Source organism: Cohnella sp. GCM10020058, assembly GCF_042683485.1.
GTDB lineage: Bacteria > Bacillota > Bacilli > Paenibacillales > Paenibacillaceae > Cohnella.
This window is the reverse complement of record NZ_JBHUJV010000008.1, coordinates 152362-177235: the sequence shown is the minus strand read 5'-3', so window position 1 is coordinate 177235 and position 24874 is coordinate 152362. Positions and strand designations below refer to the sequence as shown.

Annotated in this window: 20 protein-coding genes; all 20 read right to left on the bottom strand. The window is 60.6% G+C overall.

Annotation, left to right across the window (positions count from 1 at the left end; all coding sequences use genetic code 11):
* Positions 1 to 34: 34 nt before the first annotated feature.
* Positions 35 to 1069, bottom strand: a complete 1035-nt coding sequence (locus ACFSR7_RS13290) for a LacI family DNA-binding transcriptional regulator (RefSeq protein ID WP_378162224.1) — start codon at positions 1067 to 1069, stop codon at positions 35 to 37.
* A 102-nt stretch (positions 1070 to 1171) separates the two neighbouring features.
* Entirely contained in the window at positions 1172 to 2908 is a 1737-nt protein-coding gene (locus ACFSR7_RS13285) for a hypothetical protein (protein ID WP_378162222.1), read from the bottom strand.
* Complete coding sequence (locus ACFSR7_RS13280; RefSeq protein WP_378162220.1) at positions 2905 to 3762, bottom strand: carbohydrate ABC transporter permease; 858 nt, start codon at positions 3760 to 3762, stop codon at positions 2905 to 2907. Before ACFSR7_RS13280 ends, ACFSR7_RS13285 begins: the two co-directional genes overlap by 4 nt.
* Positions 3755 to 4678, bottom strand: coding sequence for a carbohydrate ABC transporter permease (locus ACFSR7_RS13275; protein WP_378162218.1), 924 nt, complete (start codon positions 4676 to 4678; stop codon positions 3755 to 3757). Before ACFSR7_RS13275 ends, ACFSR7_RS13280 begins: the two co-directional genes overlap by 8 nt.
* A 94-nt stretch (positions 4679 to 4772) precedes the next feature.
* Positions 4773 to 6131 (bottom strand): ABC transporter substrate-binding protein, encoded by a 1359-nt coding sequence (locus tag ACFSR7_RS13270; RefSeq protein ID WP_378162216.1) that lies wholly within the window; start codon positions 6129 to 6131, stop codon positions 4773 to 4775.
* A 306-nt stretch (positions 6132 to 6437) separates the two neighbouring features.
* Complete coding sequence (locus tag ACFSR7_RS13265; protein ID WP_378162214.1) at positions 6438 to 7454, bottom strand: DUF4432 family protein; 1017 nt, start codon at positions 7452 to 7454, stop codon at positions 6438 to 6440.
* Positions 7448 to 9064, bottom strand: coding sequence for a hypothetical protein (locus ACFSR7_RS13260; RefSeq protein ID WP_378162212.1), 1617 nt, complete (start codon positions 9062 to 9064; stop codon positions 7448 to 7450). Before ACFSR7_RS13260 ends, ACFSR7_RS13265 begins: the two co-directional genes overlap by 7 nt.
* Positions 9057 to 10256, bottom strand: coding sequence for a glycosyltransferase WbsX family protein (locus ACFSR7_RS13255; RefSeq protein WP_378162210.1), 1200 nt, complete (start codon positions 10254 to 10256; stop codon positions 9057 to 9059). The genes ACFSR7_RS13260 and ACFSR7_RS13255 overlap by 8 nt, the downstream gene beginning before the upstream one ends.
* Before the next feature lie 192 nt (positions 10257 to 10448).
* The gene (locus ACFSR7_RS13250; protein ID WP_378162208.1) at positions 10449 to 11468 is read right to left on the bottom strand and encodes a DUF4917 family protein; all 1020 of its coding nucleotides are present in this window, start codon (positions 11466 to 11468) and stop codon (positions 10449 to 10451) included.
* Positions 11469 to 11568: 100 nt separating this feature from the next.
* Positions 11569 to 12180, bottom strand: coding sequence for a flavin reductase family protein (locus tag ACFSR7_RS13245; RefSeq protein WP_378162206.1), 612 nt, complete (start codon positions 12178 to 12180; stop codon positions 11569 to 11571).
* Between the two features lie 69 nt (positions 12181 to 12249).
* Positions 12250 to 13203, bottom strand: a complete 954-nt coding sequence (locus tag ACFSR7_RS13240) for a ring-cleaving dioxygenase (RefSeq protein WP_378162204.1) — start codon at positions 13201 to 13203, stop codon at positions 12250 to 12252.
* A 123-nt stretch (positions 13204 to 13326) separates the two neighbouring features.
* Positions 13327 to 14034, bottom strand: a complete 708-nt coding sequence (locus tag ACFSR7_RS13235; RefSeq protein ID WP_378162202.1) for a response regulator — start codon at positions 14032 to 14034, stop codon at positions 13327 to 13329.
* A 27-nt stretch (positions 14035 to 14061) separates the two neighbouring features.
* The gene (locus ACFSR7_RS13230) at positions 14062 to 16077 is read right to left on the bottom strand and encodes a PAS domain-containing sensor histidine kinase (protein ID WP_378162201.1); all 2016 of its coding nucleotides are present in this window, start codon (positions 16075 to 16077) and stop codon (positions 14062 to 14064) included.
* A gap of 362 nt (positions 16078 to 16439) precedes the next feature.
* Positions 16440 to 17516, bottom strand: a complete 1077-nt coding sequence (locus tag ACFSR7_RS13225; protein ID WP_378162199.1) for a protein-glutamate methylesterase/protein-glutamine glutaminase — start codon at positions 17514 to 17516, stop codon at positions 16440 to 16442.
* A gap of 36 nt (positions 17517 to 17552) precedes the next feature.
* Positions 17553 to 18344 carry a CheR family methyltransferase gene (locus ACFSR7_RS13220; protein ID WP_378162197.1) on the bottom strand — a complete coding sequence of 264 codons (792 nt, stop codon included), beginning with the start codon at positions 18342 to 18344 and terminating at the stop codon, positions 17553 to 17555.
* Positions 18345 to 18361: 17 nt separating this feature from the next.
* Entirely contained in the window at positions 18362 to 19960 is a 1599-nt protein-coding gene (locus ACFSR7_RS13215) for a methyl-accepting chemotaxis protein (protein ID WP_378162195.1), read from the bottom strand.
* Positions 19961 to 19988: 28 nt separating this feature from the next.
* A complete protein-coding gene (locus ACFSR7_RS13210; protein ID WP_378162193.1) occupies positions 19989 to 22169 on the bottom strand; it encodes a chemotaxis protein CheA in 2181 nt (726 codons plus the stop codon).
* A 13-nt stretch (positions 22170 to 22182) separates the two neighbouring features.
* Positions 22183 to 22605 carry a chemotaxis protein CheW gene (locus ACFSR7_RS13205; RefSeq protein ID WP_378162191.1) on the bottom strand — a complete coding sequence of 141 codons (423 nt, stop codon included), beginning with the start codon at positions 22603 to 22605 and terminating at the stop codon, positions 22183 to 22185.
* A 50-nt stretch (positions 22606 to 22655) separates the two neighbouring features.
* A complete protein-coding gene (locus tag ACFSR7_RS13200; protein ID WP_378163044.1) occupies positions 22656 to 24491 on the bottom strand; it encodes a methyl-accepting chemotaxis protein in 1836 nt (611 codons plus the stop codon).
* The gene (locus ACFSR7_RS13195) at positions 24491 to 24871 is read right to left on the bottom strand and encodes a response regulator (protein ID WP_378162189.1); all 381 of its coding nucleotides are present in this window, start codon (positions 24869 to 24871) and stop codon (positions 24491 to 24493) included. Before ACFSR7_RS13195 ends, ACFSR7_RS13200 begins: the two co-directional genes overlap by 1 nt.
* Positions 24872 to 24874 lie beyond the last annotated feature (3 nt).

Genomic DNA, 24874 nt, shown 5'->3' with positions numbered 1-24874 from the left:
ATTCATTAACATCGAAAAGAAAAGACCGCGCGGTCTATGGATAATCCAAATGCACCTTCGCGGTCATATCGGTCGAGCCGCGCACGATCAGCTTCGTATCGAACGCATGGTGCCGGGCCGGCTCGCCGCCTCCCTCCGAGCCGACGATCAGATCGACCGCGAGCGCGGTCATGGCATCCGTCGGCAGGGACATCGTACTGAGCTGCGGCGACATCAGCTGGGCGAGCGGCAGCTCGTCATAGCCCATCACGGCGATGTCGTGCGGGATGCGCATCTGCAGCTCCTGCAAATACTTCATGACGCCGATCGCGAGCGTGTCGTTGCCGCCGATGATCGCGGTCGGCAGCGGCCGCGTCTGCAGTGCCCGGTGCGCGTAATGGTAGCCGTCCATAATGCGGTAAGAGGGACAATCGACGATATACTCGGGCCGCTCCTCCACGCCGTGGTCGGCCAGTGCCTGCCGGTATCCCCCCAGCCGCTGGCGACTCGTCTCCAGCTCGGGCGCCGCATTCATGTAGGCGATATGCCGATGGCCGATCTGGAGCAGATGGCTCGCCGCCCGGTACATGCCCTCGAAGTCGTCGACGCCTACCGAGTGAATCGGCGAATCCTCGAACTTGCGCTTGTACGAGACGACCGGAATCTCCTCGGCCATACGGGCGAGCTTGGCGATCGTGGCGTCGTCCCAGCCGTACGTGGATACGATCAGCCCATCCAGGTTGCGGTGCATCATCTGGGACAGCAGGTCGAGCGTGCCCTCGGACGACTGCTGCGTAATGCCCGAGAACAGGATCGGCGTGTAGCCGATCTGCTCGAGGCGCTTGTTGATGCCGTCGTAGAACGGCAGGAAGTAAGGCTCGTTGATCAAAGGTACGAAAATGCCGATCGTGCGGCTCGACTTGGCCCGCATGTTGCGCGCGTACAGGTTGGGATGATAATTGAGCTCGGCGATCACTTTGAGGACGGCCGCCTTTGTCTTTCGGGAGACGCCCTCGGTATTGTTGATGACCTTCGATACCGTACCGACGGAGACGCCCGCCCGCTCGGCGACGTCCTTGATTCTGACCATACGCGATAACTCCTCCATAAACGCAGGCCCGGCTTGGACCGATAACGATTCATTATTCCGTAAGTGTAAACAACCGCTTTCCCGCTGTCAAAAGGTAATCCGTCAAAAATAGCGCGCGAGCCAGGACGTACGATCCCCCTGCTCCAGAAGTGCCTTTGCCTCCTCGATTCGCCCGATCGTCGCGGCGATCGTCTCGTGCTTCAGCGCGCTCCCGTCGCCGCCGCGGAACGTGTAGGGAACGTCCGAGCGCTGCAGCAGCTGCAGCCAACCGCCGGCATTATCGAGCTCGGCATCCAGCAGCGAAGCAATGCGGCGCACGCCGGCGCCTGCCTCCGGCTCCTCCTGTCCGGCGCGCAGCCGATCTGCAAGGTAGCTGAGCTCCAGGTGATGGAGCCTGCACTTCACCATATGCCCGAGCATGGCCACCGCCTCGCGCTGGAGTGCGAAGCCGGACCGCTTCGCCTCGCGTACGTCCGTCCCGCCGGCTTCTTCCGCCGCCCGCGCCAGCCAATCCGCCGCCATCCGGAACCGTTCGATCAGGTCCAGCTGCATGCGCGTCGTGAAGTTCGTCTCGCCGTCGACGACCAGATAGAACGAGCGGCGGTTGCTCAGCCAGCTCGGCGTCGACCACGGCGTCTTGAACAGATCGACGAAGCGCGCCCCCCAGTATTCCGCGTACGGCGGCAGGTTGCCGAAGCGCAGCACCCAGCTGAGCTCCCACGGAATGAACTCGACGGCGCGGGCGGCATATTCCCAGAACCGCCGGATGCGGCGGCGTCCGTCTTCATCAACGGCATAAGATTCGGCCAGCGCATTCTCCACGCCGTCCCACGGGCGGTACGGATCCTGCGCGACGAGCCGCATCGTCTCTTCGTTCACCGAGGCGTACTCCAGGGGGAAGCCGAAGTATTCCTTCATGCCGGTCACGCCGGGCACCCGGGCGAGCGCCTGAATCTGTTGGTAAACCAGACGCGGGCTCGGATAGCCGGCGATATTGCCCAGATCCTCGCCGGAGCCGCCGGCGAAGATCTCTCCGACGACCTTCCGCCCCTGGTCGCTCGCGATCGCCGCAAGATTGCGGAACCACTGGTCCGTCTCGTTGACGAAGTACACTTCGTGCAGCGTGGAATGGAGCGCCAGCCCGATCGCCGGATCCAGCCGTTCAGTAATCCTGTACGTCTGTGCGGCGGACAGCTCCCATGGCTCCCACCACAGCTCGAATCCCGGCTTCAGCGCCTGCAGATCCTCGTGCAAGCCGTTCAGAAACGCCGGAATCCGCTCATCCGCCGGAATGCCCCGGCATCTCGGGCAGTCGCTGTCCTCGTCGCACACCTCGGCCAGCTCGTCGTACGTGTACACCTGCATGCCGTCCAGCTCCGGCATATGCGCCAGCAGGTCCGCGAACAGCTCCCGGTACAGCTGCCGCACCTCGGGACTGCGAACGCAGGCGACGGCGTCGCCCGGCGAGATCGTGCTGAGCGTGCTCCCTTTGAGCACGCCGTACGATTCGGGATACTTGGCAAAGTCGAAGTACCGGGGAATGCCGAACAGCGCGAACGCCTGCAGTCCCGCCGCCTTGACCGCGCCGACTCTGGCGCCTAGGCTTCTTCTGTGCCGCTCCACCTCCTCCATGTCGCTTAGCAGCGGGAAGCTGGCGGACACCGCCGTATTTTCCAAATTGACTGCGTCGATCCACGGCCGGGACCAGGCAATATTGACGAACACCGTGTTGACGTTCATGGCTTTCAGCTGTTCGATTTTTTCCGCGGTATGCTCCTGATAGGGATCGCCGTAGAAGTTGGGGTTGCCGAGCATGCCGCATACGTTAGTGAATCTCAACCTTTAATCGCTCCTTCGACTACGCCTCGTATTAAATATCTGTTGGCCAAAAAGAAAATGAAAATCATCGGCAGGATGCACAGCACGATCGCCGCGTAAATATAGTCCCAGCGCGTGCCCTGCCCCAGCATCCGCCCGTAAAACCCGTTCAGCGCCGGCATCAGCGTCTTGTACTCCGGCTGCGTCATGATCAGATCGGGCAGGACGAAATCGTTCCAGATGCCGATCGACTGGAGCATGACGAGCGTGGTCGTCGTCGCGGCCGCGAGCGGCATGAAAATGCGGAAGTAAGTCTGGAACAGCCCGCTGCCGTCCATCTTCGCCGCCTCCTCCAGCTCCCGCGGAATCGACCCGAAAAAGCCGGTATACAAAAACAGGGACATCGGCATCCCCATGGCGCCGTACAGCAGGATGAGGGAAATATAGTTGTTCTTGAGGCCGAGATCGCCGATCAGCTTGATCTGCGGCACCAGCATGGTGAACGTCGGCAGCACGATTCCGAAGACGAAAAACAAGTAGACGAGATGGCTCCACTTGCCCGGGCGCCTCGCGATGATAAAGGCGGCCATCGAGCCCGCCACGATAAGCACGAGCATCGAGAAGACGAGAATGATCGACGTGTTGAGCAGCGACCGGAAATAATTGAGCTTGTCGAACGCAACGATATAATTGCCGAAGTACAGGCGGCGGGGCAGCTCGATCGGCGACCGGAAAAAGTCGGGCAGCCGCTTAAACGAGTTGGAGACGATCGAGAAGATCGGGTACAGCTCCATCGCTGTCAGCAGCATGAGCAGGAAGGTGACGATGCCGCCTCTGACGGCTGCGGGAGACAAGCGTCTGCGGGTTCTAATCATTGGTCTCGCGCTCCCTCCTTCGCAGCATCGTATTGGTCGTCCCGACGAGCGCAAAAACGAAGAGGGTGACCACGACGCCCATCGCGCAGCCGAGTCCGACCTTGTAGGAGGAAACGGAATAATCGAGAATGGCGATGTTGATGACGCGGGTCGTCGTGCCCGGACCGCCCTGGGTCAGGATGGCGATCATGTCGTACTGCTTGAGCGAGTTGATCAGCAGCAGCGTCATATTGATCGAAAAGGCGGGCGCCACCATCCGCCAGGTGACCGTGAACGTCTTGCGCCAGTAGCCCGCCCCGTCGATCTCGGCCGATTCGTACAGCTCCTTCGGGATGATCTGCATGTTGGCCAGGTAGATGAGCGCGGTGTAGCCGACGGAATTCCACACGCCCGTCAGCACGACCACGACCATCGTCAGCGCGGGATTGCCCAGCCAGTTCTGCGCCAGGCCGTCCATGCCAAACAAATACAGGAAGGCGTTCAGCGTGCCCATGTTGCCTTCCTGCGCATCCAGCACCGGCGAATAAATCTCGATGAACACGAAGCCGACGATGATGCCGGCGATGAGCATAGGCAGGAAAAAAGATACGCGCATCGTGCTCGTGAAGCGCGAGTTGCGGTTGAGCGCCAGCGCGAGGAGAAAGCCCGCGACGTTCATAAAGATCGTGTTGAGCAGCGCGTAATACAGCGTGACCGGTATGGTGGAAAAGATGTCGCGGGTACGGAACATCTTTGCATAATTGTCGAAGCCGACGAAATGAAAGGTTTTGGAGATGCCGTTCCAGTCGGTGAACGAATAGAAGAGCGACGTTCCGCTGGGATAGACGAAAAAGACCGTAAAAATGAGAAAGGCCGGCAGCAGAAAGAGCAGCTCTACGATTTTTTCTTTACGTTTGTGGCGCGTTCGTGTGCCCATCCTGGATCTTCCTTTGCTAGCGTGATGGAAAAAAGCGCGCGCGGGCCGGAATCGGACGCGAAGGCGGACCGCGCGCGCAGAGGGCGGGAGCGAATTACTTTTTCGCGTCGCTCATCCAAGCGGTTTGCAGATTTTGCAGCTCGGCGTTCAGCACCTTCAGCTTGGCGTCCGCGTCCTTCTTTTCCAGCATGACGTTGCCGAGATTTTTGAGATTGTTCTGCACTTCCATCGGCCAGGTCATGAAGCCGTAAGTAGGCGCGGCGCTCATATAATCGGACAAGGTGGCAAGGATCGGGTCGACCTCGGCCTTCACGTTGGGCTTCGCCGACAGGCTGTTGATGGCGGCGCAGATCTTGGCGTTGTTCTCGTCGTTCATGAGGTAGTTCAAGAACTTCGCGGCCGCTTCTTTCTTGGCGCCTTCCGCATTCGCGCTCATCGCGAACGCTTCGCCCGCCGCCGCCAGCACGGATCCCTTGCCGTCCTGCGCCGGGAACGGGAACATGCCGACGTTGACCTTCTTGCCGTCCGCGAGCTGGTTCAGGACCGGAATATCCCATCCGCCCAGCTCCATGATCCCCGCCTGCCCGTCGATGAACTGCAGGACGGCCTTGGACATTCTGTCCGTGCTCAGCATCGTGCTGCCGTTCACGTAGCCTTTGTCGGGCCAGTCGATCAGCATGCGCTTGAACAGATTGGTGAAAGCCTCGTTATTGAACTTCTCCTCGCCTGCGCTGACCTTGGCGTCGAAGTCGGGCTGCTTGGCGTAGACGTCGGTGACGGCCTGCAGGGAAGCGATGTTGAGGAGGAAGTCGGCGCCGTTGATGAAAGGCGTCTTGATAGCGGGATCGTCCTTCAGCGTCTGCAAGATATGCTCGAAGTCGGCGTAATTCTGCGGCGGCTGCAGGCCCAGGCGGTCGAACACGTCCTTGTTGTAGGCGAGCGCCATGATCGCCGTATTGACCGGCGCCAGCACCAGCTTGTTGTCGTAAGTGGAGATCGTTTTCGCCGTGCTGTTGATCTCGCTTGCCCAAGGCAGGTCGGACAGATCGGCCAGCACGCCGCTGTCGTAGTACGGATTGACCGATGCGCCCGGCCATACCGTGAAGATCTCCGGCGTGTCGCTGGACTGAATGCGTTGGGTCAGGTCCGTATAATGGTTGGCGACCGACGACAGATTTACTTTGACATGGATACCGGGGTTTTCTTGCTCGAAATTTTTGGCGATCTCCTTGATCGTATCGTCCGCGTTGGACCAGAAGTGCATGACCGTAATATCGGCTTCGATCGGCGCCTCGCTCGGGCTCGCACTGCCGCTGTCGGAGGATGCCGCGCTCGAGGCGGAGGAGCTGGCGCCGGCGTTGCCGTTGCCGTTGTTCGAGCCGCTGCATGCGGCGAGCGACAGCGACAATAAAGCGGTCAGTACGAAAAAGGCGGTCGAACGTGTTTTTCTCATTTTCGATTCCCCCGTCGATATGAAATGGTTGTTCCTTGCTCGGCACGTGCTGAACACTCTCTTAGCCATAGCGGAAAAAATTCCGCTATTTATTGGCATTGCACCCACCATCTTTTAGCCATTAACGAACGATAGTTCCTCTATGGGCGGGCGCTACCGATGGGCAGCACATCCATCTCCGTAACCGCTTACAGTCCGCCGGAAAATTGTGAAACGATTCATTTTCTTCCAATGATTTACCCTTTGTTCAATGGGGTTAGCGTTCTGCCAAGATGTGAACATACTAGCACCGGTTTTCGATGCCTGTCAATCGATTTTGTGAATCGGTTCATTGTTCATGCGCGCCTGCTCCCGCATCACCTCCGCTTCGATCCAGGCGCTCCCGGTCTCGCCGGGCGCCAGCGTCAACGCTTCGCCTTCGGCTGCCGCTTCCGCTACGTTTCCATGACTTCGCTTCGGGAACAGGCAGACGATCTGGCCGTCTCCGAACGTCTCTGAAGGACCGGTATCGAATGCCCGCCATAGCAGCAGATCAGAAAATGTCTCGCCGTCCCACCACAATCGGAAGGATAAGCCGCTTGCGGTATTCCTTACAGTCGCCTCGCTCGCTGCCAGGCGGCGCAAAAGAATATGCCTGTTCTCCCTCGAAGTTCCGTACGGCGGCACGAGGCGCAAATCCTCAAGCCCCTCCGTTCCTTGCAGATAGGGCCAAACGCCCGCCTTGCGGCCGTCCGCCCAAATCTCGCACGGCGGCAGATCGATGACGCAGCTCTCGTCCAGGAACGGACGCCCCAGATTCGGATGATGGCCCCACGTAAAATCGACGGTCTCTTCGCCGATATTCTGAACCTTCTCTTCGATCCGGATAACCGAGCAGCCCCGCCGCAGCGCGATCGTCCGGGTTAGCCGCAGCGGCAGCTCCCCGCTCTGCACGTCGCATACGACCCGGATCTCATCGGCGGCGCCGGTGTCGTCTCCAGCAACGTCAGCGCTGCCAACACGCTCGATGCGGTATTCCCAGGGCAGCTGCCAGACGTCGCCGTACCCGGACAGTGCGCGGCCGCGGTGCGTGCAGCCGCTCCAGGCGTTCGGGAACGTCTCGATCCAGCCCCCGACATAGCGGACGCCTCCTGCTGTGTTAGGCTTCGCGAGCGCATCCAGACCGGCGGGCGACCGCCAGAGCAGCTCGGTACCGCTTGCCTGATCGATCAGGCTTACGATATCCGCGCCTTTTCCGGGGATGATCGTGACCGACAGACGATCGTTCGCGAGCGTGACGACCGCGCAGCCGTGAACCTGCGTCTCCCGCGCCTCCATTACCATCGCTGATCGAACGTCTCCAGCCTCACCGGATTGTCATAGCGGTAAGGCTGCTGCAGATTCAGCCGGACCCAGGTCTCGGGGTCTGCGACGAACCGGTCCCTGACCTCCCGCATCTCCTCGTCGCCGTCCTGATTGACCAGATCCTCGTCGAGCAAGTGTCCAAGGCGTTCGCAGGCTGCCGCGTATTTCTCCTTATTGCCCTGCTTCAACGCCACCCGCAAGTCGTAGGCCGCGATCGTCTCCAGATAGTGCAGCGACGATCCCCGGAGAGACGACGCGAGCCGGTTCAAGTCCGCGATCTGATCGCGGACGTCGTCCGCTTTCTCCACGCCTTTGGCGAGCGCCTCCTCCAACAGCTTCACCGCCTCGCGGAAGTAATTGGCCGCCTCGCCCATCCGCAGCCCCAGATCTTCGAGCATCCAAGGGTGGATCGCCGTCGTATGCGTAATCATGTAAAAGGAACGGCGGTTGGCCTCCCAGGCGGGCGTATCCCAGTGCCAGGCGGGTACGGTCGCGGCGTCCCAGTCGTGCTTGGCCGGCTTGTGCGTCAGGTTGCAGAAGCTGTAACTCGCGTCGAACGGAATATGCCTGACGGCTCTCGCGGACAAATTCCATGCCGCCAGCAGTTCATCCGTCGCATTCGGCCCGTATCCCGCAGCCACCGCGGCGAGCAGCTCGGACAGCGGGGCCTCGGGATTTTTCACGTATTCCCTGAACAGATCGGTGTTGACCGACATCTTGGACACCGCGATCCCGAAGTGCTCCCGGATGCCGACCACGCCGTCGATCGCGCGGAACGCCTCGGCCTGCTCGTAGACCAGTTCCGGACAAGGCAGCTTCTGCACGGAGTGGCAGCCGATCTGGCAGCCGGAGAACTGCATCTCCCCGATGACCGGAATGCCCCGCTCGGCCGCGATGCGGATCGTGTTGCGCACCCACAGATCCGAGGTGTTGCTCGGATACGTCTCCGCGATCGAATTGTTGACAATGATGCCGAAGCGTTCGGGGCGGACCGCTTGCATGATCCGATAGGTCTGGCCGGCCGAGATCTCCCACGGCTGCCACCAGAGCCGCGCACCCTCCCGACCATGCTGAAGCGCGTCCTGCATTGCGTTCAGGAAGCGCGGCAGCCGCTCGTGCAGCGGCACGCCGGCGCACCGTGGACAATCGCCGAACTCGCTGCACAGCCACGAATCCTGGTCGAAGGTGTAGATCATCACGTCGGCGATCTCGGGAAATTCCCGCAAAAATGCGACCAGCCGCTCCGTATAATTGGCAACCACCTGCGGGTCCTGGATGCATGCCGGCGTGATGACGGAGTAGCCTTCCTTTACGTTCAGCAGCTGCGGGACGCCGAAGTGAGGCATGACGCGCATCCCGTGCTTCTGCGCCTGCGCGATGCGGAACCGGAACTGCGCCCGCTTTTCGTCGTCGATGTCCTCCATATTCAGCACTTCGCCGCCCGGACGGCCGCCCCAGCCCAGATTCAGCTGAAGCAGATTGATGCCGAGCCCTTGCAGGGCCGCCATCTGCTCGTCGTTCCACTCGTTCTCCAGCGCTTCCGGATTGCCGACGATCCCGCCGACCCAGTCGAACTTTTTGTTACGCATCGCTTGCCGCTCCTTCCTTCGTGGCCGATCCGGCTGCAGCCTGCACGCCAAACACTCGTTTGATCGCTTCCAGATACGCATTGCCGTACTCGATATCCGGCAGCAGGTAGCTGCCCTCGGTCCATTCGTTCCAGGCGTTCACGTAGACGATCTTGTGCGCGTACGGCTGCCGCAAAGCAAAGTCCCGCGCCATCCGGGCAGCCCGTTCGAAGTTCGCCGGCGTATTGTTCTCGACGACCGGGTACCAAGGGTAGCCCTCCATGACAGCGCCTGCGCCGTCGAACTGCTCTCCCCGGGGCGAGGAATCCCAGCCCTGCGTCAGAATCGGATAGTACGGAATGCGCAGCTTGCCCGCCATCTTCTCCCAATGCGCCTCCGCCTTCGGCAGGCTGTCCGCGAAGTTTTGCCGCTTCGGCGCGCGGGGATCGAATACATTTTCCGGATCGCCGATATTCGCGCCGTACGTCTCGTCCCAGATCGTCTGGTAGTTCGTCGCGCTGGCGATGCCCAGCTCCTCTAGCCGATCCTCCGCTTCATGGTAGAAGCCCATGACGTTCCAGTGCAGGCCCGGCAGTCCGGCGCGGCTTAGCCGCTCCTCGAACCGGTCCAGCAGCCGCTTGGCGCCTTCGATGCCGATCTTGCCGACCATATCGTTCAGATCGAAGATCGAGACGACGGGCTTGCCTTCGATCGTCCAGATGCGCGGGTGGCTCAAGTACTTCTCGATCCACTCGTCGACAAGCCCCTCCATCGCCTTGTCGTCGTATTCGCTCGGGAAGATCATCGCTTTTTCCTTGGAACGCGGCATGGGGAAAATATGCTTCCAGTCGTGATTGGCCCACATGATGCCGAACTTCATGCGATGATTATTGGATGCGCGGAGAAGCGCTTCGTCCAGCGGACGGTTCAGGTAAGGTCCGCCTTCGTACCAGTACCAGTCGACATGGAAAACGGTAATGCCGTGATCGGCGGCGAGGTCGATCTGGCGCTCGGCGTACTCCACGCTCGCCTCGTCGAAGTAGCCCCAGGCAGGCACCCTTGGCTGACGATGTCTCTCATAGAGCGGTCTGGCGTTTTTGACCAGCTCCCACTCCGTCCAGCCTTTACCGTGCAGCTTCTCGTTTCTCGGATCGGCGTGCCAGCTCGGAAAATAAATGGCCGCCACGTCGAACCGCTCTTTTCGGTCGCTCACTCAAACACCCCCTTGAATGTCATTTCTAAAAATGAACCGATTCATTAATTAGATAAAAAAATAAATATTCCGCGACAAAATTAAAGATAAATAATGAACCGTTTCACTTTGATCTTATCATTCGTTTATTATTGTGTCAACGCTTTCATTTATAAGCATTTCCGGCTCGTTTAGAGCCTGCTTGCGGCGCCTTTAAGCGCCGCCTGCGCGGTCCGCTCCCGTCTCCCCGAACGAAGCCGAGTCGAAAAACACCAGTTCGCGGTCGCTTCCGAATTTGCCTGCGTACCTCGCCTGCTCGAGCATGATCGCTTCGGGGCTCATTCCCGGCGTATAAATGCCGATCGCGATGCGGCTTAGCGCCGACTCCCGGACGGCCTGAACGATATGCTCGTCCCCGTCGAAGGACAAGCCGAATACGGTGAGCCCGCCGGTCAGGCGCTTCAGGCTGTCGTAGCAGAACGAGAGGTACTCGTTTTCCAAAATTCGCGACATCTTGTGGCGGCTCTGCCCTTCGGACACGAACAGCGGCACTGCGTCCCCGCTCCGGTACAGCTGGTCCAGCGTGCGCGGCAGCGTCAGTTGGCGGCTCTCGGCCACGATCTTGCGCGTGAGCTTGTCCTCCGTGTAGAGGTGCAGCGCGCCGTGCAGGTAATATAGCGGGATGCGCTCCGCGTACTTCTCCGGCACCAAGGACGAGAAGCAGCAGTCGAAGAAGTAATCCTTGAAGGAAGATGGCGCCGTCATGATGGCCCAATAGGGAATAAGGTCGTACGAGGTGGTGAAAATCGCATCGAAATGGGCAAGCCGCACCCCAAGCTCGGCAAGCCTGCCGTGCCTGCGGCCCGCCGCGGGCTGCGCGCCTGCGAGCGTGTCGATGTCGGTCTTCTCCGGGTGCACCTGCTGCACGACCCGGACGAGCGCATGGCGGATATCCGCGTAGAGGTCCGGCAGTCTGCCGCTGGCATTGCCGACGAGGCCGTTGAGGCTGATCGCCTGGTTGATCTCGCGGAGGGCCAGCTCGAAGTTGGTCGTACCTAGCGCCGCGAAGATCGCGGACACCGTCTCTTCCATAAAAGGCGCCGCGGCTTGATAGAGCGAGCCGTAACTGAACCTCGGCGAATAGGAGATCGACAGCCCGTTGCCCGCCAGGAGCGCACTTGTATGCGCTTCCTGGATATCCCGATAAGCATACATCTCATAGCGAAAAGACATATGGCGCCTCCCCCGGCATCCTCGAATCTCGGTTCCCGGCGGCGCCGGGCTTCGATTCGAGTATACCAGACGGAGAGGCGCCATGCTTTTTAAAGCCCTCTCACTCCGGCCGCTCCAGCGAAAACGCCTCTCCCAGCATCGCATACGCGTTGCCGGCGAGCCGGCTCACCGGCTGCAGCAGCTGCGCGTCGATCCTGCCGCCGCTGAGCAGCTCGTCGGCGACATGGAAGCGGACGACGCGCCCGATCAGCAGGTCGCAAGCCGGCGCGTCCGCCGTCCCGCCCAGCGGATAGGCATGCTCGAGCACGCATTCCATGCGGATCTTCGCCTCCGCGAGACCCGGCACGGGCACGGCGCTGCTCGGCACGGCCGTAAAGCCCGCAAAGTCGAGCTCGCTCTCCTCCGGCGGCAGATTCGCCGCCGCGAGGTTCGCCGCGCCCACGTTCGACTCGTCGGTGACATGGACGACAAAGCTGCCGGTCGCCGCGGCGTTGCGCGCGCTGTCCTTTTGAACCCCGCCCTTGCGCTGCACCGATATCGACACCATCGGGGGATTCGCGGTCACGATATTAAAGTAGCTGAACGGTGCCGCGTTCACGACGCCTTCCTCCGACAGCGTCGTCATCAGCGCGATCGGACGCGGCACGATGCTGCCGATCATAAGCTTGTAGTTGTCCCGTTCGGTCTGGTCGGACGGATCGATCGCGATCATGCTTGCTCTCTCCCTTCGCCGGGGCCGTTATTTAGAGGGCCTTCACGGCATTCATTTGCGCAGCATCCATTATTGTGCACGGTCGGCGTCCAGCACGCGAACCGAGATCGGAGGCAGCACCCGTTCGAGCTCGGCGCGTCTCGGTTCGAACCATTCGGGCAGCATCAGCCGCTCGCCGAGCGCCTCGGCCGGCTCGTCGCGGGCGAAGCCGGGCGGATCCGTTGCAATCTCGAATAGAATGCCCCCGCTCTCGCGGAAGTAAATGGCATTGAAGTACTGCCGGTCGGTAAAGGGCGTCGGCTGGAAGCCGTGCACGAGCGTCCGCTCGCGCCAAACGCGGTGATCCTCGTCGTTCTTCGCGCGCCAAGCGATATGGTGCACCGTGCCGGCGCCGCCGTGACCGCCCGGGACCGCGTCCTCACGCACCTCGACGATATTGCCCAGCTCTCCGTATGCGCGGAAACGGACAAGGCCGCCTTCCGAGCCGACCTTTTCGAGCCCGAGCAGCTCCTGCAGCATCTCCATCGTCTTGTCCGGCGCGAGGCTAAACAGGACGGCACCGCCGAGGCCCTTGATCGCCTTGTCCGCCGGCACCCCGCCGAACGCCCACTTGCTCGGCTCGCCCTGCTCGCGCTCGACCAGCTCGAGCTGAAGCTCGTCGCGGTCGCGGAACCGCAGGAAGGTCTCTCCAAATCGCGTCGTCCGCTCGTAGGCGATCCACAGCTTCGCGAAGCGCCCTTCCCAGAAGGACAGCGCGCCTATCGGCACGGCGAACGTCGACCAGCCCACCTGACCGCCGCCGATCAATCCTTTGCGGCCGTGCTCGAACGGAAAAAACGTAATCGCCGTTCCGGGGCTTCCGCCTTCGTTGCCGAAGTAGAGATGATAAACTTCAGGACCGTCGAAGTTTACCGTCTTCTTCACGAGCCTTAGTCCAAGTACGCCTGCATAAAAATCCACGTTGTCCTGCGCGTTGCGAACGAATGCCGTAATGTGGTGAATGCCGGCCGTCTTCTGTGTCATCGATATCTTCTCCTTCGCTCGTTGGCGATCCTATTTATCTTCAAATTATTTATCTTTAATTTAAGATAAATATACAGCAATATCCCCGCTCATGCAAGCGGGGATATTTGCGCACGCCGATATTTAGATCGCATCCATGCCGGGATATCCGATGAACGAGAGGTCGGACTGCTGTCCCGCGCCATGTTCCGGCTCGTCAACGATGCCGAGCTGGCCGGCTTTGATGACGGCCTCGACCCTCGATTTAACCTTGAGCTTGTGAAAAAGATCCGTCAGCGCGTACTCGAGCGACCGTTGGCTGATCAGCAGCGCTTGCGCAATTTCCTTGTTGCTCTTGCCGCGGGCAATCTCCGTCAGAATCTGCCGGTCCCTGTCGGACACGGCCGCGTTCGTCTGATCGGCACGCGGCTCGGGCCGAGGCTCGCTCGGGCGCCTGAGCTGCTTGAGCAGCGCCAGGGGCAGCACGGCCTCGCCGCGCGACGCGCAACGCACCGCGGTGACGAGCTGCTCCCGGTTCACCGTCTTGGGCAGAAAACCGGAGAGCCCGGACTCTACCATGAGGTTAAAATGATTTTTAAAATCGATGCCCGTATAGATGAGAATCGTCGCGTCCGGCCGGATGCCGAGAATGCGCTTCGACAGCTCGAGCCCATTCATGTCGGGCATCTGAAGATCGACGAGAATGACGTCGAACCGCAGCCGCTCCGTCAGCTCGATCGCCATCGCCGCCGTGTTGGCGAAGCGGACCCGGATGTCTCCTTCCTGCTCAAGCAGCAGCTTTGTACCTTCCATGACCGAGGGATGGTCGTCTACTGTCAACACTTCTATCATGTGGTTCCCCTCCCGTCGCAGCCCGGTCTAGCCGACAGCCGGTATGCGGATGCTGATGGAGAGCCCGTCGTTCGGGGCCGAGCAGAATACGATCTGGCCGCTCATGCTATGCACGCGCTCCTTCATGCCGTATACGCCCATGCTCGCGAATGCGCTCCCCGCTTTCTCGATGTCCATTCCGACGCCATTGTCTTCGTAGAGCAAGTGGATAAAGCCAGACGACGCGGCGAGCGAGATCTTCACTCGCGTCGCCTGCGAATGCTTGGACGCGTTGGCGAGCAGCTCCTGAACGACGCGGTAAATGCCCAACATCTGGTCTTCCTCGCATAACGCTTGCCCGATATCGCCCAACTGGTAATCGATCGCATAGTCGGCGCGCAGCTGCGTCAGCTCGAACAGCGACGCAAGCGAGGACGCAAGCCCGGCTTCCTTAAGCATCGGCGGGCGGAGATCGATGCACATCATCCGGATTTGGTACATGACGTCGAGCAGCCCTTCCGCAATCGACTGCAGCTTGCCCCGAATGTCCGGGTCCAGCATCGGATCGGCGAGCATCTGCTCCGCCTTGCGGTACCAGACGATCTGCTCCTGCAGTGCCGAGTCGTGCAGCTCCTGGGCTAGCCGCTTGCGCTCGTGCTCGTTTAGCTTGAACAGCAGCCGGAGCAGCTTCGACGGGACGGCCTTCTGTGACGAAGCGGACTCTACCTCCCTCGTCAAGTCCTCGATCACCAGGAAATTGTCGTACAGCACGCTGACATACCGGCAGATCGTCTCGAGCCAGATCCGAACCTGCTCGAGCTGCAAGGCTTCGGGACGTTCTCCCACGCACAATACGTAAGCCGATCTGCGAATATCCCCGATCCGGATGAGATAGCCTGCCGGCCTGTCGACGACGCGGCATAGCGGCAGCTCGGCGCACCACGCCTTGGGGAGCTCGTCCAGCCAGCCCGGCATTCGGTTGCCTCCGCGCAGGAAGCTGCGGCGGCCGGACCGAACTTCCAGCAGGCAGACATCCTCGGTCACGAGCACCTCGCGAACGACGCGAACGAGCCGCTCCTCCATCTCGGAAACCTTGACCATCCCGAAGAGCGCGCTCGAGAAGCAGTCCAGGCTATTCTGCAAACGGACGTAAAGCTCCCCGTTTTCCCGCACCAATCTCTCGGTCTCCAGCCGCTGAATCTCCGCCTGCTTGCGCTCGGAAATGTCACGAAGAACGGAGATTCCCGCGATCCCCCCCCTATAAGGCACGGGACCGGTGTTGAACTCCACATCGACGAACGAGCCGTCCATCCGGATAATCCGATGTTCGACCGGCGCGCTCGGACCGGCGTTGCGATATACCTTGGACAAGCAAGACAGCGCTTGATCCACGTCGTCCGGATGGAGCATGCCGAAGATTCTGGCCTCCGTCAGCTCCTCTTGCGCGCCGAACAGCGCCTTCGCCGCCGGATTGGCATAGTGGATCCGGTATTCGTGGTGAAAGATGATCGCGTCAGGGCTCTGCTCCGCCAATCTGAGATCCATTCCTTCGACGGCGAACGCCGCCGCCATCTCCGCATCGATCCGCGTTTCGTCCGGCAGGGAGTTCCGGACAGCCAGCTTTTCCGCAGTGGCATCGCGAAAGATCGCGTTGATGAACATGCGCCCGGAAGCTTCTACCGGAAACGCCAAGCGGACTCGCAGCCAGCGCAGCTCTCCGTCCGCTCGAAAAATGCGACACTCCAGGTCGGCCTCCCTGACGTCCGGCACTGTCATGTCCAGTGCCAGAAAATCGCCGAAGTCGTCCGGATGTACGATCCGGCTCCATGTGCGTATGTCCAGCAACTGTTCTTTTTCATATCCCGTAATCGACAGCACGGACTCGGATAAATAATCGCAGCGCCCCGTCTCCGCCTCGTACGAACAAATCGCAACGCCCACCGATTCCATAATGCGGCGCATCTTGATTCGTTCCAGGTCATGCGAAGCCGTAGACGATTTCTTGAAAGACTGATTACGGTTGGCAGTCAACGCTCGCTGAGAGATGATAGGCGATTTTTTCACGGGCAATCCCTTCCTCATTCGCCGTATTCCATTTTACATTAAATAATGATTATTTTTACATCCGTGGCAGGAATAAGACGTCGTCTTTTCATTATTCGACACCTTTCCTTATATTTCGATATTTTCAGGACTTTATTTTAGTCCCAACCACTAAACATTTGCTAAAAATGATCAGACAGCGCTTATCCTCCATTTCTCTCTCGCCCCGAAAAAGCATTAAAAGCGAGAGCGGGCCTGCGTTTTGGGTACTTCGAGCATCGCAAAAAGGGCGGTGCGGCGTCGGCTTCCCTTGACGCGCACTGCCCTTTTTCATGCGTACGACCCGGCGTTTTTTCAATCTGACCATCCGGGCCCTGCCCCGGTCAGCCTCTTCCCGTTACTTGAACGATCTTCTCGGCAATCCGACTTAGCGGTACGACATGTTCGACGCAGCCGAGCTCGATCGCCGACCGCGGCATGCCGTAGACGACGCAAGTCTCCTGAGATTCCGCGATCGTCGAGGCGGCGCCGAGCTCCTTGGCCAGCAGCATGCCTCTCGCACCGTCCTGCCCCATGCCCGTCATGATGACGTAATGGCGCTTCAGCCTGGACAGGCGGGCCACCGATTCGAACAAGACATCTACGGAAGGACGGTGTCCGCTTCGCAGCGGATCCTCCGTGAGCTTGACGAGGAATTCGCCATTTTTTTCGACGACGGTCAGATGCCGGTCGCCGGGAGCGACATAGACGCGGCCCCCTCGCAAAGCCTCCCCGTCCTCCGCCTCCGAGACGCGTACCTCGCATATGGTGTTCAGCCGTTCGGCAAGCGACTTGGTGAACCGCGGTGGCATGTGCTGCACCACCAGAACCGGGTAAGGGAAACCCGCCGGCAACGCCGACAGGACGGCATCCAGCGCACGCGGTCCTCCGGTCGAAGTGCCGATCGCGACCACCTGGCCGAACGTTCTGAAGCCCGGCGAGTCCTCGCGCCCGCTCCCCGCCGTTGTACGCTTGGCAACGGCCGGCCTCGCCTCGGCCTGCGGCTTAAGCGCCGCCTTTTGCGTTTTAGACGCTGCTTTGACCTTCGTAACCAGCTCCGTCCTCACCTTGTACAAGTCAAAGGACGTCGAACCGGAAGGCTTGCCTACGAAGTCCACGGCGCCCCGCCGCAGTGCGTCTATGGTCGCAACCGCGCCTTCTTGCGTCTGCGAGCTCAGCATGACGATCGGCACCGGACGCGACCTCATGATGGCGGATACCGCGTCCAGCCCGTTCATGCCCGGCATCTCGACGTCCATCGTAATGACGTCCGGCTGCAGCTCCTGAGCCATGAGGACCGCTTCGGATCCGTTCGTTGCCACTCCCGGCACCTCTATATCCGGGTCCTCTTCGAGCAGACGCTTGATCAGCTTGCGCATGAAGATCGAATCGTCGACCACCAGCACCCGAATCGCAGCCATCGCGTCCCCCTCCTTTCCTTTTCGCCGGAGCGCTCCTCACTTTTTGCGGTAGAAAAAAGCGTCTGCCGTCTCCAGCCCGTACTGCTCCGGTTGGAAGACCTGCTCGGTCCCCCCGATAAATAAGTACCCGCCCTTGCTAAGCGACTTGGCAAAATTTCTAAATACGTTTTCCTTGGCGGCGTCGGTAAAATAAATCAACACGTTGCGGCAAACGATCAAGTCGAAGCCCTGCTCGTACGGATCCGCGAGCAGATTATGCTGCTTAAACGTGACGCTTCGCTTGATCTCGTCGGACACGGCGTACGTCTCTCCCGCGACCTTGAAATATTTGCTCAGGATCGGCTTCGGCACCTCCCTGACCGAGGAGGGTCCGTACAGGCCTTCCCGCGCCTTCTTAATCGCCGTCTTGTCGATATCGGTAGCCAGAAGCTCGTACTGGTGCCGCCTGAGCAGGCCAGAGAGCACGATGGACAGCGTATACGGCTCGTCGCCGGTCGAGCATGCGGCGCTCCAGCACCGGAGCTTGCCGCGGCTGGCAGCCAGCTCGGGAATAATTCTTTTCTCGAGCGTCTCCCAGCGCTTGGCGTTGCGAAAAAATTCGGACACGTTGATCGTCATGCGGTCCAGAAATTCCTCGTACAGCTCAGCGTCGCGCAGCATGCCCTCGAAGAGCTCGCAAAACGTACGGTAGCCCCTCCGGTCTCTGAAAGTAGCAAGACGCCTGCGCATCTGATCCTCTTTGTACTGCAGCAAGTCAATGCCGGTCTTGCCCCTCAGCTTGGCGACGAACTGCGTAAAATCCAGATCGTCGGTCTTCATCGCCGCCATCGTTCATCCCGCCTTTTCTATGCTTTGCGCGTGCGGAACATCGCTACCGACGCATTCAGTTCCTCCGCCAGGCCTGCGAGCGTCTGCGCGGTCGCCGCGGTCTCCTGGCTGCTGGCCGCCGATTCCTCGGCCGCGGAGGAGATGCTCTCGATAGATGCCATCATATCCGACGACTGCGCCGCCTGCTGTTCGCTCGCGGCCGCAATCTCCGCGACCCGGCCCGCCGACTCGCTCACCTTGGAGAGAATGCCGCCGAACGCTTCGCCCGTGCGCTCGGAGCCGGCCAGGCCGCTCGCCGCCGCCTCTACGCTGCGTCGCATGTTCGCCTGCATGCCCTTGACGATCTGTGCGATCTGCTTGGTCGCTTCCCCGCTTCGCTCGGCGAGCTTGCGCACCTCGTCCGCCACTACGGCGAAGCCGCGGCCCTGGTCCCCCGCGCGGGCGGCTTCGATCGCCGCGTTCAGCGCGAGCAGATTGGTCTGCTCCGCGATATCGTCGATGACCGATACGATCTCGCCCACCTGCTCCGAGTCCTGCGCCAGCCGCGCCATCTGCGCGTTCACTTCGCTCATGCCCTGGATCGAAGCTTCGACGACCCGATTGCCGTCCTGCGCGATCTCCATCGCCGCGTTCGACAGATCCGAGGCGTGCTCCGCGCTTCTGGCGACCGATCCGATCGCTTCCGACAGCTCCTTGAACAGCTCCGTCATCGTCTGCGCGGAGTTCGCCTGGCTTGCGCTGCCGCCCGCGATCTCTTCCGTGCTCGCCGATATTTGCTGCACGGCCGAGGACACGTTCACGGCCGAATACTGAATGCGCTCGACCGTCCCCCGCAAGTCTTCGATCATGCGATTGACCGAGACCGCCAGCTGGCCGACTTCGTCTTTCGTATCAATGTCCGAGGTGTCCCGCAAATCGCCTTGGGCCACGCGGCCGACAAGCGCGACCATACTGCCTAGCGGACGGGAGATATGCCGGGAGACGTAGAAGCCCAATGCGATACCGAGCAGCGCGCCCAACAGGATGACGGCCAGCGTCGTGGTCCGCGCCGAAGCGAATGACCGGTCGCCCTTCTCGCTCGTCTCCTCCGCGATCTTGACGTTCAGATCAACGAGATCGCCGAGCTCCTTGGACATCGTGTCGCCGTTTTTTTTCAGGTCTCCAAGAAGCAGCTTCTCAAACGCATCGTGGTCGCCTTTCCGCAAATACTGAAGCGCTGCCTGCAGCGTGGACTCGTAGCTCTTCCAAGCCGTATCGAATTGCGCGAGCTCCACTTGCTCGGGCGGCGTTAGCTTCGTATTCCGATAAGTGTCCACCCGGCCGATCAGATTGGTTTCCGCTTGCTTAATCGTGTCTTCGTACGTCTGCTTGTCCGAATCGCTGACGGCAAAGGCATTGTAATCCCGGATACTCGCACGTATGAGTTCGTATTGGGTTTGCGCTTCCGACAGGTTGGAGATCGGAATCAAGTTGTTGTCGTACATATTGCCCAGCGCCGTATTCATTTTGCCGGTCTGGCCGAGTCCCGACAACCCGATAAAGATCAGCAATGCGACCATCAGCAGGAAGACGATGCTCAATTTCCAGGATATTTTCAAATGTCCGAACCATCTCATGATGTTCCCTCCGTTTTTCGTTAGCCGTTCATCGTGCGGCCGCCTTGGCGAACAGCGCCGATATCTCGAGAATCAAAGCCACGCTGCCGTCGCCCAGGATGGTCGCCCCGGCGATGCCGTCTACCTTGCCGATGTAAGCGCCCAGCGACTTGATGACGATCTCCTGGTTGCCGATAAGCTCGTCCACGGTGAGCGCAAGACGCTTCTCGGCAGAGCCGATAATGACCAGCGGAATCTGCTTGGCCGCATCTTCCGTCTGCGGTACGCCGAACCGATCGCGGATGTCCGCTATAGGAATCACTTGATTGCGGATCAGTACGACCGGCTGACCGCGAACGCTGCGAATCTCCTCGACGGGAACCCGCACGATCTCCGCGATATTGCTCATCGGAATGATCAACGTCTGGCCGCCGCACTTGACCAGCAGTCCGACGATGATCGCCAGCGTCAGCGGCAGCTTAATCTTGAATGTCGTCCCGCGCCCCAGCTCGGAGCGGATGTCGATCATCCCGTTCAGCTTTTCGATATGGCTCGCCACGATGTCCATCCCGACGCCGCGGCCGGACACGTCGCTCACCCGCTGCGCCGTAGAGAAGCCCGGGCGGAAGATCAAGTCGATCGCCTCCCGGTCGCCCAGGGCGTCCGCTTCCTCCTGCGTGATGATCCCTTTGCTGACGGCCGACGACCGCATCCTCGCAGGATCGATCCCCGCGCCGTCGTCCTCGACGCAGATAACGACCTGATTGTCCTCGTGCGCGGCCTTGATGCGCAGAATGCCTTGGCGGGGCTTGCCCGCGCGCTCCCGAACTTCAGGCGGCTCCAGGCCATGGTCGACGGCATTGCGAATCAGATGAATGAGCGGATCGGCGATCTCTTCGATGAGGGTGCGGTCCAGCTCCGTGTCCTGCCCCTCCATGACGAGCTCCAGTTCCTTGCCCAGATCCCTGGAGAGATCCCGGATCATCCGCGGGAAGCGGCCCATCAGCTGCTCGATCGGCAGCATTCTTGCCTTCATGACGCTCTCCTGGAGATCGCCGATGATTCGCGAGAGATGGTCGGCGATATGGCCGAGCTCGCCGACCGAATCGTCCTGGAAGCGGCGGCGCTGCGTGCGGGCGACCTGCTGGATGCGAGTCTGATCGATCACGAGCTCGCCGACGAGATTCATCAGATCGTCCAGCCGCTCGACGCTGACGCGAATCGTCTGGGCCTTCGGTTTGGCGGCCGCAGCAGGTTGAGACGCGGGCGCGGGGGCGGATGGAGACGAAGAGGGTACGGGTTGCCTGGATGGGACCTCCGTTGCCGCCGGCTCATTTTTCTGTCGGGCGGATGCCGGCGAGGCATCCTCATGCTCCGGCGTATTCTTAACTTCATCAGCGGCGGATGCCGGCGCGCGATAGTCCATCTCGGTCTCTTCGAGCAGGACCGCCTCGGCATGGGCGCTTGCGACATCGGCCAGTCCTGCAGCCATTCCTGCCAATTCGGCGGGCGCCTGCGTTCCGGCGTACAGGTATGTCAGCTCCAACGCATCTCCGCCGCTCTCGCCGATGCTCTCGTAGTCGGGAGAGGCCAGCAGCAGCTCGCCCCACTCCCCGAGCATCGTCTGGATCACGTAAGCTCTGGCGCCCTGTATGAAGCAATCGGGCGAGAGACGAACGCTCAGCCAGGACAGACGCATTCCTTGTTCAAGCGCGCTTTTCATATGCAGGCGGATCGACAGGGAGAGCTCCGGGCGCACTGCGGTTGAAGCGACGGCAGCTGGCGCCCCAGTCCCCGCCTGGCCGGCAGCGGCAGTCCCCGCCTGCAGGCTGTCTGCGGGCACCGTGTCCGCATCCTCCGAGTCGAATCGTTCAAGCGCATGCAAGCATGCAGATACGTCCACGGTGATGCAATCCTGCTTCAGAATGTCTTCCTTCATCAGCTTCAGGTTATCGAGCGCACGGAACAGCAGATCGATCATCGAAGGCGTGACCGCTCTTTCTTTGGAACGGACCAGATCGAGCAGGTGCTCCATCCGATGGGTCAGGCGCTTCATCTCCTCGAAGCCCATGGCGGCCGAAGAGCCCTTCAAAGTATGCGCCGCGCGGAACAGGCTCTGGATGACCTCGCCGGACTCGCAATCGCGCTCAAGCTGCATGATTACCTCGTCCATCAGCTGAAGCTGCTCGTCCAGCTCCTCCAGAAATACCTCTTTGTATTCAGACAGCATATTCGGTATCCCCCTAGTCTCGAAGCAAAACTTCCTCCAGCTGCAGGATGCCGACCAGCCCTCCGTTAGCCAAGCCGATCCCCGTGAACAGCCGGCTGTCGAGGCCGCCGAAGCGGCCCTGCGGCGCCTGGATATCGTTGAATGTCGTCACCTTGCTGACGCGGTCGACGATGATGCCGACCGTATCGACGGCATGGTTCACGACGACGATGCGGGTCTGCTTCGTGTACGGCTGTTCCTCCATCCCGAACAGGTCCCGCAGGCTGAGGACCGGCACGATCTTGCCTCTGAGGTTGATGACGCCTTTGACATATGGCATAACGCCCGGAATGTGCGTAATGTCCTGCATCTTGATAATCTCGTGGATGTCCTGTATGCGAATGGCATACTGCTCGCGTTCGATGCCTAGCTCCACGTATTGTTCTTGCGCCGTCATGGCGGATGCTCCCCTCTTGTCGTGGCTCCCGCCGATCGCGGCGGTATCGGTCAGTCGATCTTGAATACGGATGCGGACTCGTGCAGCCGCTCTGCGAGCTGCGCAAGCGATTGAGAAGTCGACGCGGTCTCCTCCGACGCGGCGGCGGCCTCTTCGCTGGCAGCGGAGATGCTCTCGATGGAGCGTCTGACCTCTTCGGACTGCGCGGCCTGCTCCTCGCTGGCTGCAGCGATCTCCCCGACCTTATCCTCCGTAGAGGAAACCATGGAGAGGATGCGCTCGAACGCTTCACCCGTCTCCTTCGAATGGCTCACGCCTTCGGCGACGGCCTCTACGCTTCGCTCGGTGTTGCGCTGCATCTCCTTGATGATCGCGGAGATCTGCTTGGTCGCTTCGCCGCTGCGCTCCGCAAGCTTGCGGACTTCGTCGGCGACGACGGCAAATCCGCGTCCCTGATCGCCGGCGCGGGCCGCCTCGATCGCCGCGTTCAGCGCCAGCAGGTTCGTCTGCTCGGCGATGTCGCCGATGACTTCGAGAATATCGCCGATCTTGGCACTGTCCTCGGCCAGATGCGCGACCTGCTTGCTGACTTCTCCCATGCTGGCCACCGACCGGTTGACGACGGCGCCTCCGTCTCGGGCGATTGACGAGGTCTGCGACGCCAGCAGCGCAGCCGACTCCGCACCATCGGCGACGGCCGCGATTGCTGCCGACAGCTCGCCGAAGCGCTCCCGGATGTCCAAGGCCGCTTCAGACTGCACGTTCGTGCCGCTGGCGATCTCGTGGGTGCTCGCCGAGATCTGCTCCGACGAAGCCGCGACGCTCTCGGAGGAGCGAACCACTTCGCCGATCAGCGTCCTGAGCTTCGCGATCATGCGATTGACCGCAACGGAAAGCTGACCGAGCTCGTCCTTGCTCCGAACAGGCACCTCCTCCGTCAGATCGCCGTCCGCGATCCGTTCCGTCGCCTGCATCAGACGCTTCATCGGCGTGCTGATCGAACGGATCAGCCAGAATGCAAGCATCAGACTGACAATTGCGGTAGCGGCGATAACGATAATCGTCGTATACAAAATGCCGCGCGTCGCATCCGATACCTCGCTCAGCTCGATGGCGCCCATGATCTTCCATCCCGTAAGCTTGTTCGTCGCGTAGGCCGCTTCTTTTTTTACGCCCTCCAGCGTGTAATTGACGGTACCTTCTTCCGAAGCGTACACCTGCCCGATATAGCTATTGGTGTTCGGCGTCCCCGGCGTTTTAGTCGGGTGCGTAATGTAGTTGTGGTTGCCGTCCATGACCAAAATGTAGCCGCGCTCGCCGACCTTGTATTGCTTCATCTGCTCGCCAAGTTCTTTCAGGCCGAGGACAGCGCCAACGACGCCCGTGCCGTCGTCGACGGTCTTGGAGACGACAACGATCATTTCGCCGTTGGTGGCCGACACCATCGGATTGGTGACGACAGCGGTCCCCGGGTGCTCCATCGCAAGCTTGTACCAATCCCGCTGCCGCGGGTCGTAATCCGCCGCAAAGTTGGAGTCTGGCGCGGCGGCGGTCTTTCCGTCCACCGTTCCGAAGACGATGTTCTGGTAATGTTTCTTGGCGTTTTGGAAGGGAGCAAGCAGCGCCACGGCTTTAGCCGATTCATCGCCCGCAAGCAGCTTTGAACTCATGAGACCCGCGAGATAATCGACATCCTGCATGCCGGACGAGATTTCTTCCTGGATCTTCATCTCCGCCGCCTGCACGCTCTCCCTTGCGGAGCTCTGAATCTGCGACTTGATCTCTTTGGCGGCGCTGCGGAAGGAAAACCAGCCGATGGCGGAGCTTGGCAGCAGCAGCACGATCAGCAGCACGATCGCCAGACGGTTTTTGATGGACAGGTTCATCACGACACCGGCCTCCCCTCGGCTTTAAGCAGCTTGTTGACCGATTCAATGACGCGATCCTCCTGGAACGGCTTGACGATAAAGTCTTTCGCGCCGGCCTGAATGGCCTGAATAATCATGCCCTGCTGGCCCATTGCCGAGCACATGATGATCCTCGCGTCCGAATGGTTCGCCCGGATCAACCGGACCGCTTCGATGCCTTCCATGATCGGCATGGTGATGTCCATCGTCACGAGATCCGGCTTCAGCATGGCGTATTTATCGACCGCGACCGCACCGTTTTCAGCCTCGCCGACGACCTCGTGTCCGCCTTTTTGCAAAATCGATTTGAGCATCATTCGCATGAACGCCGCATCGTCTACGACCAATATCGTTGCCATGTC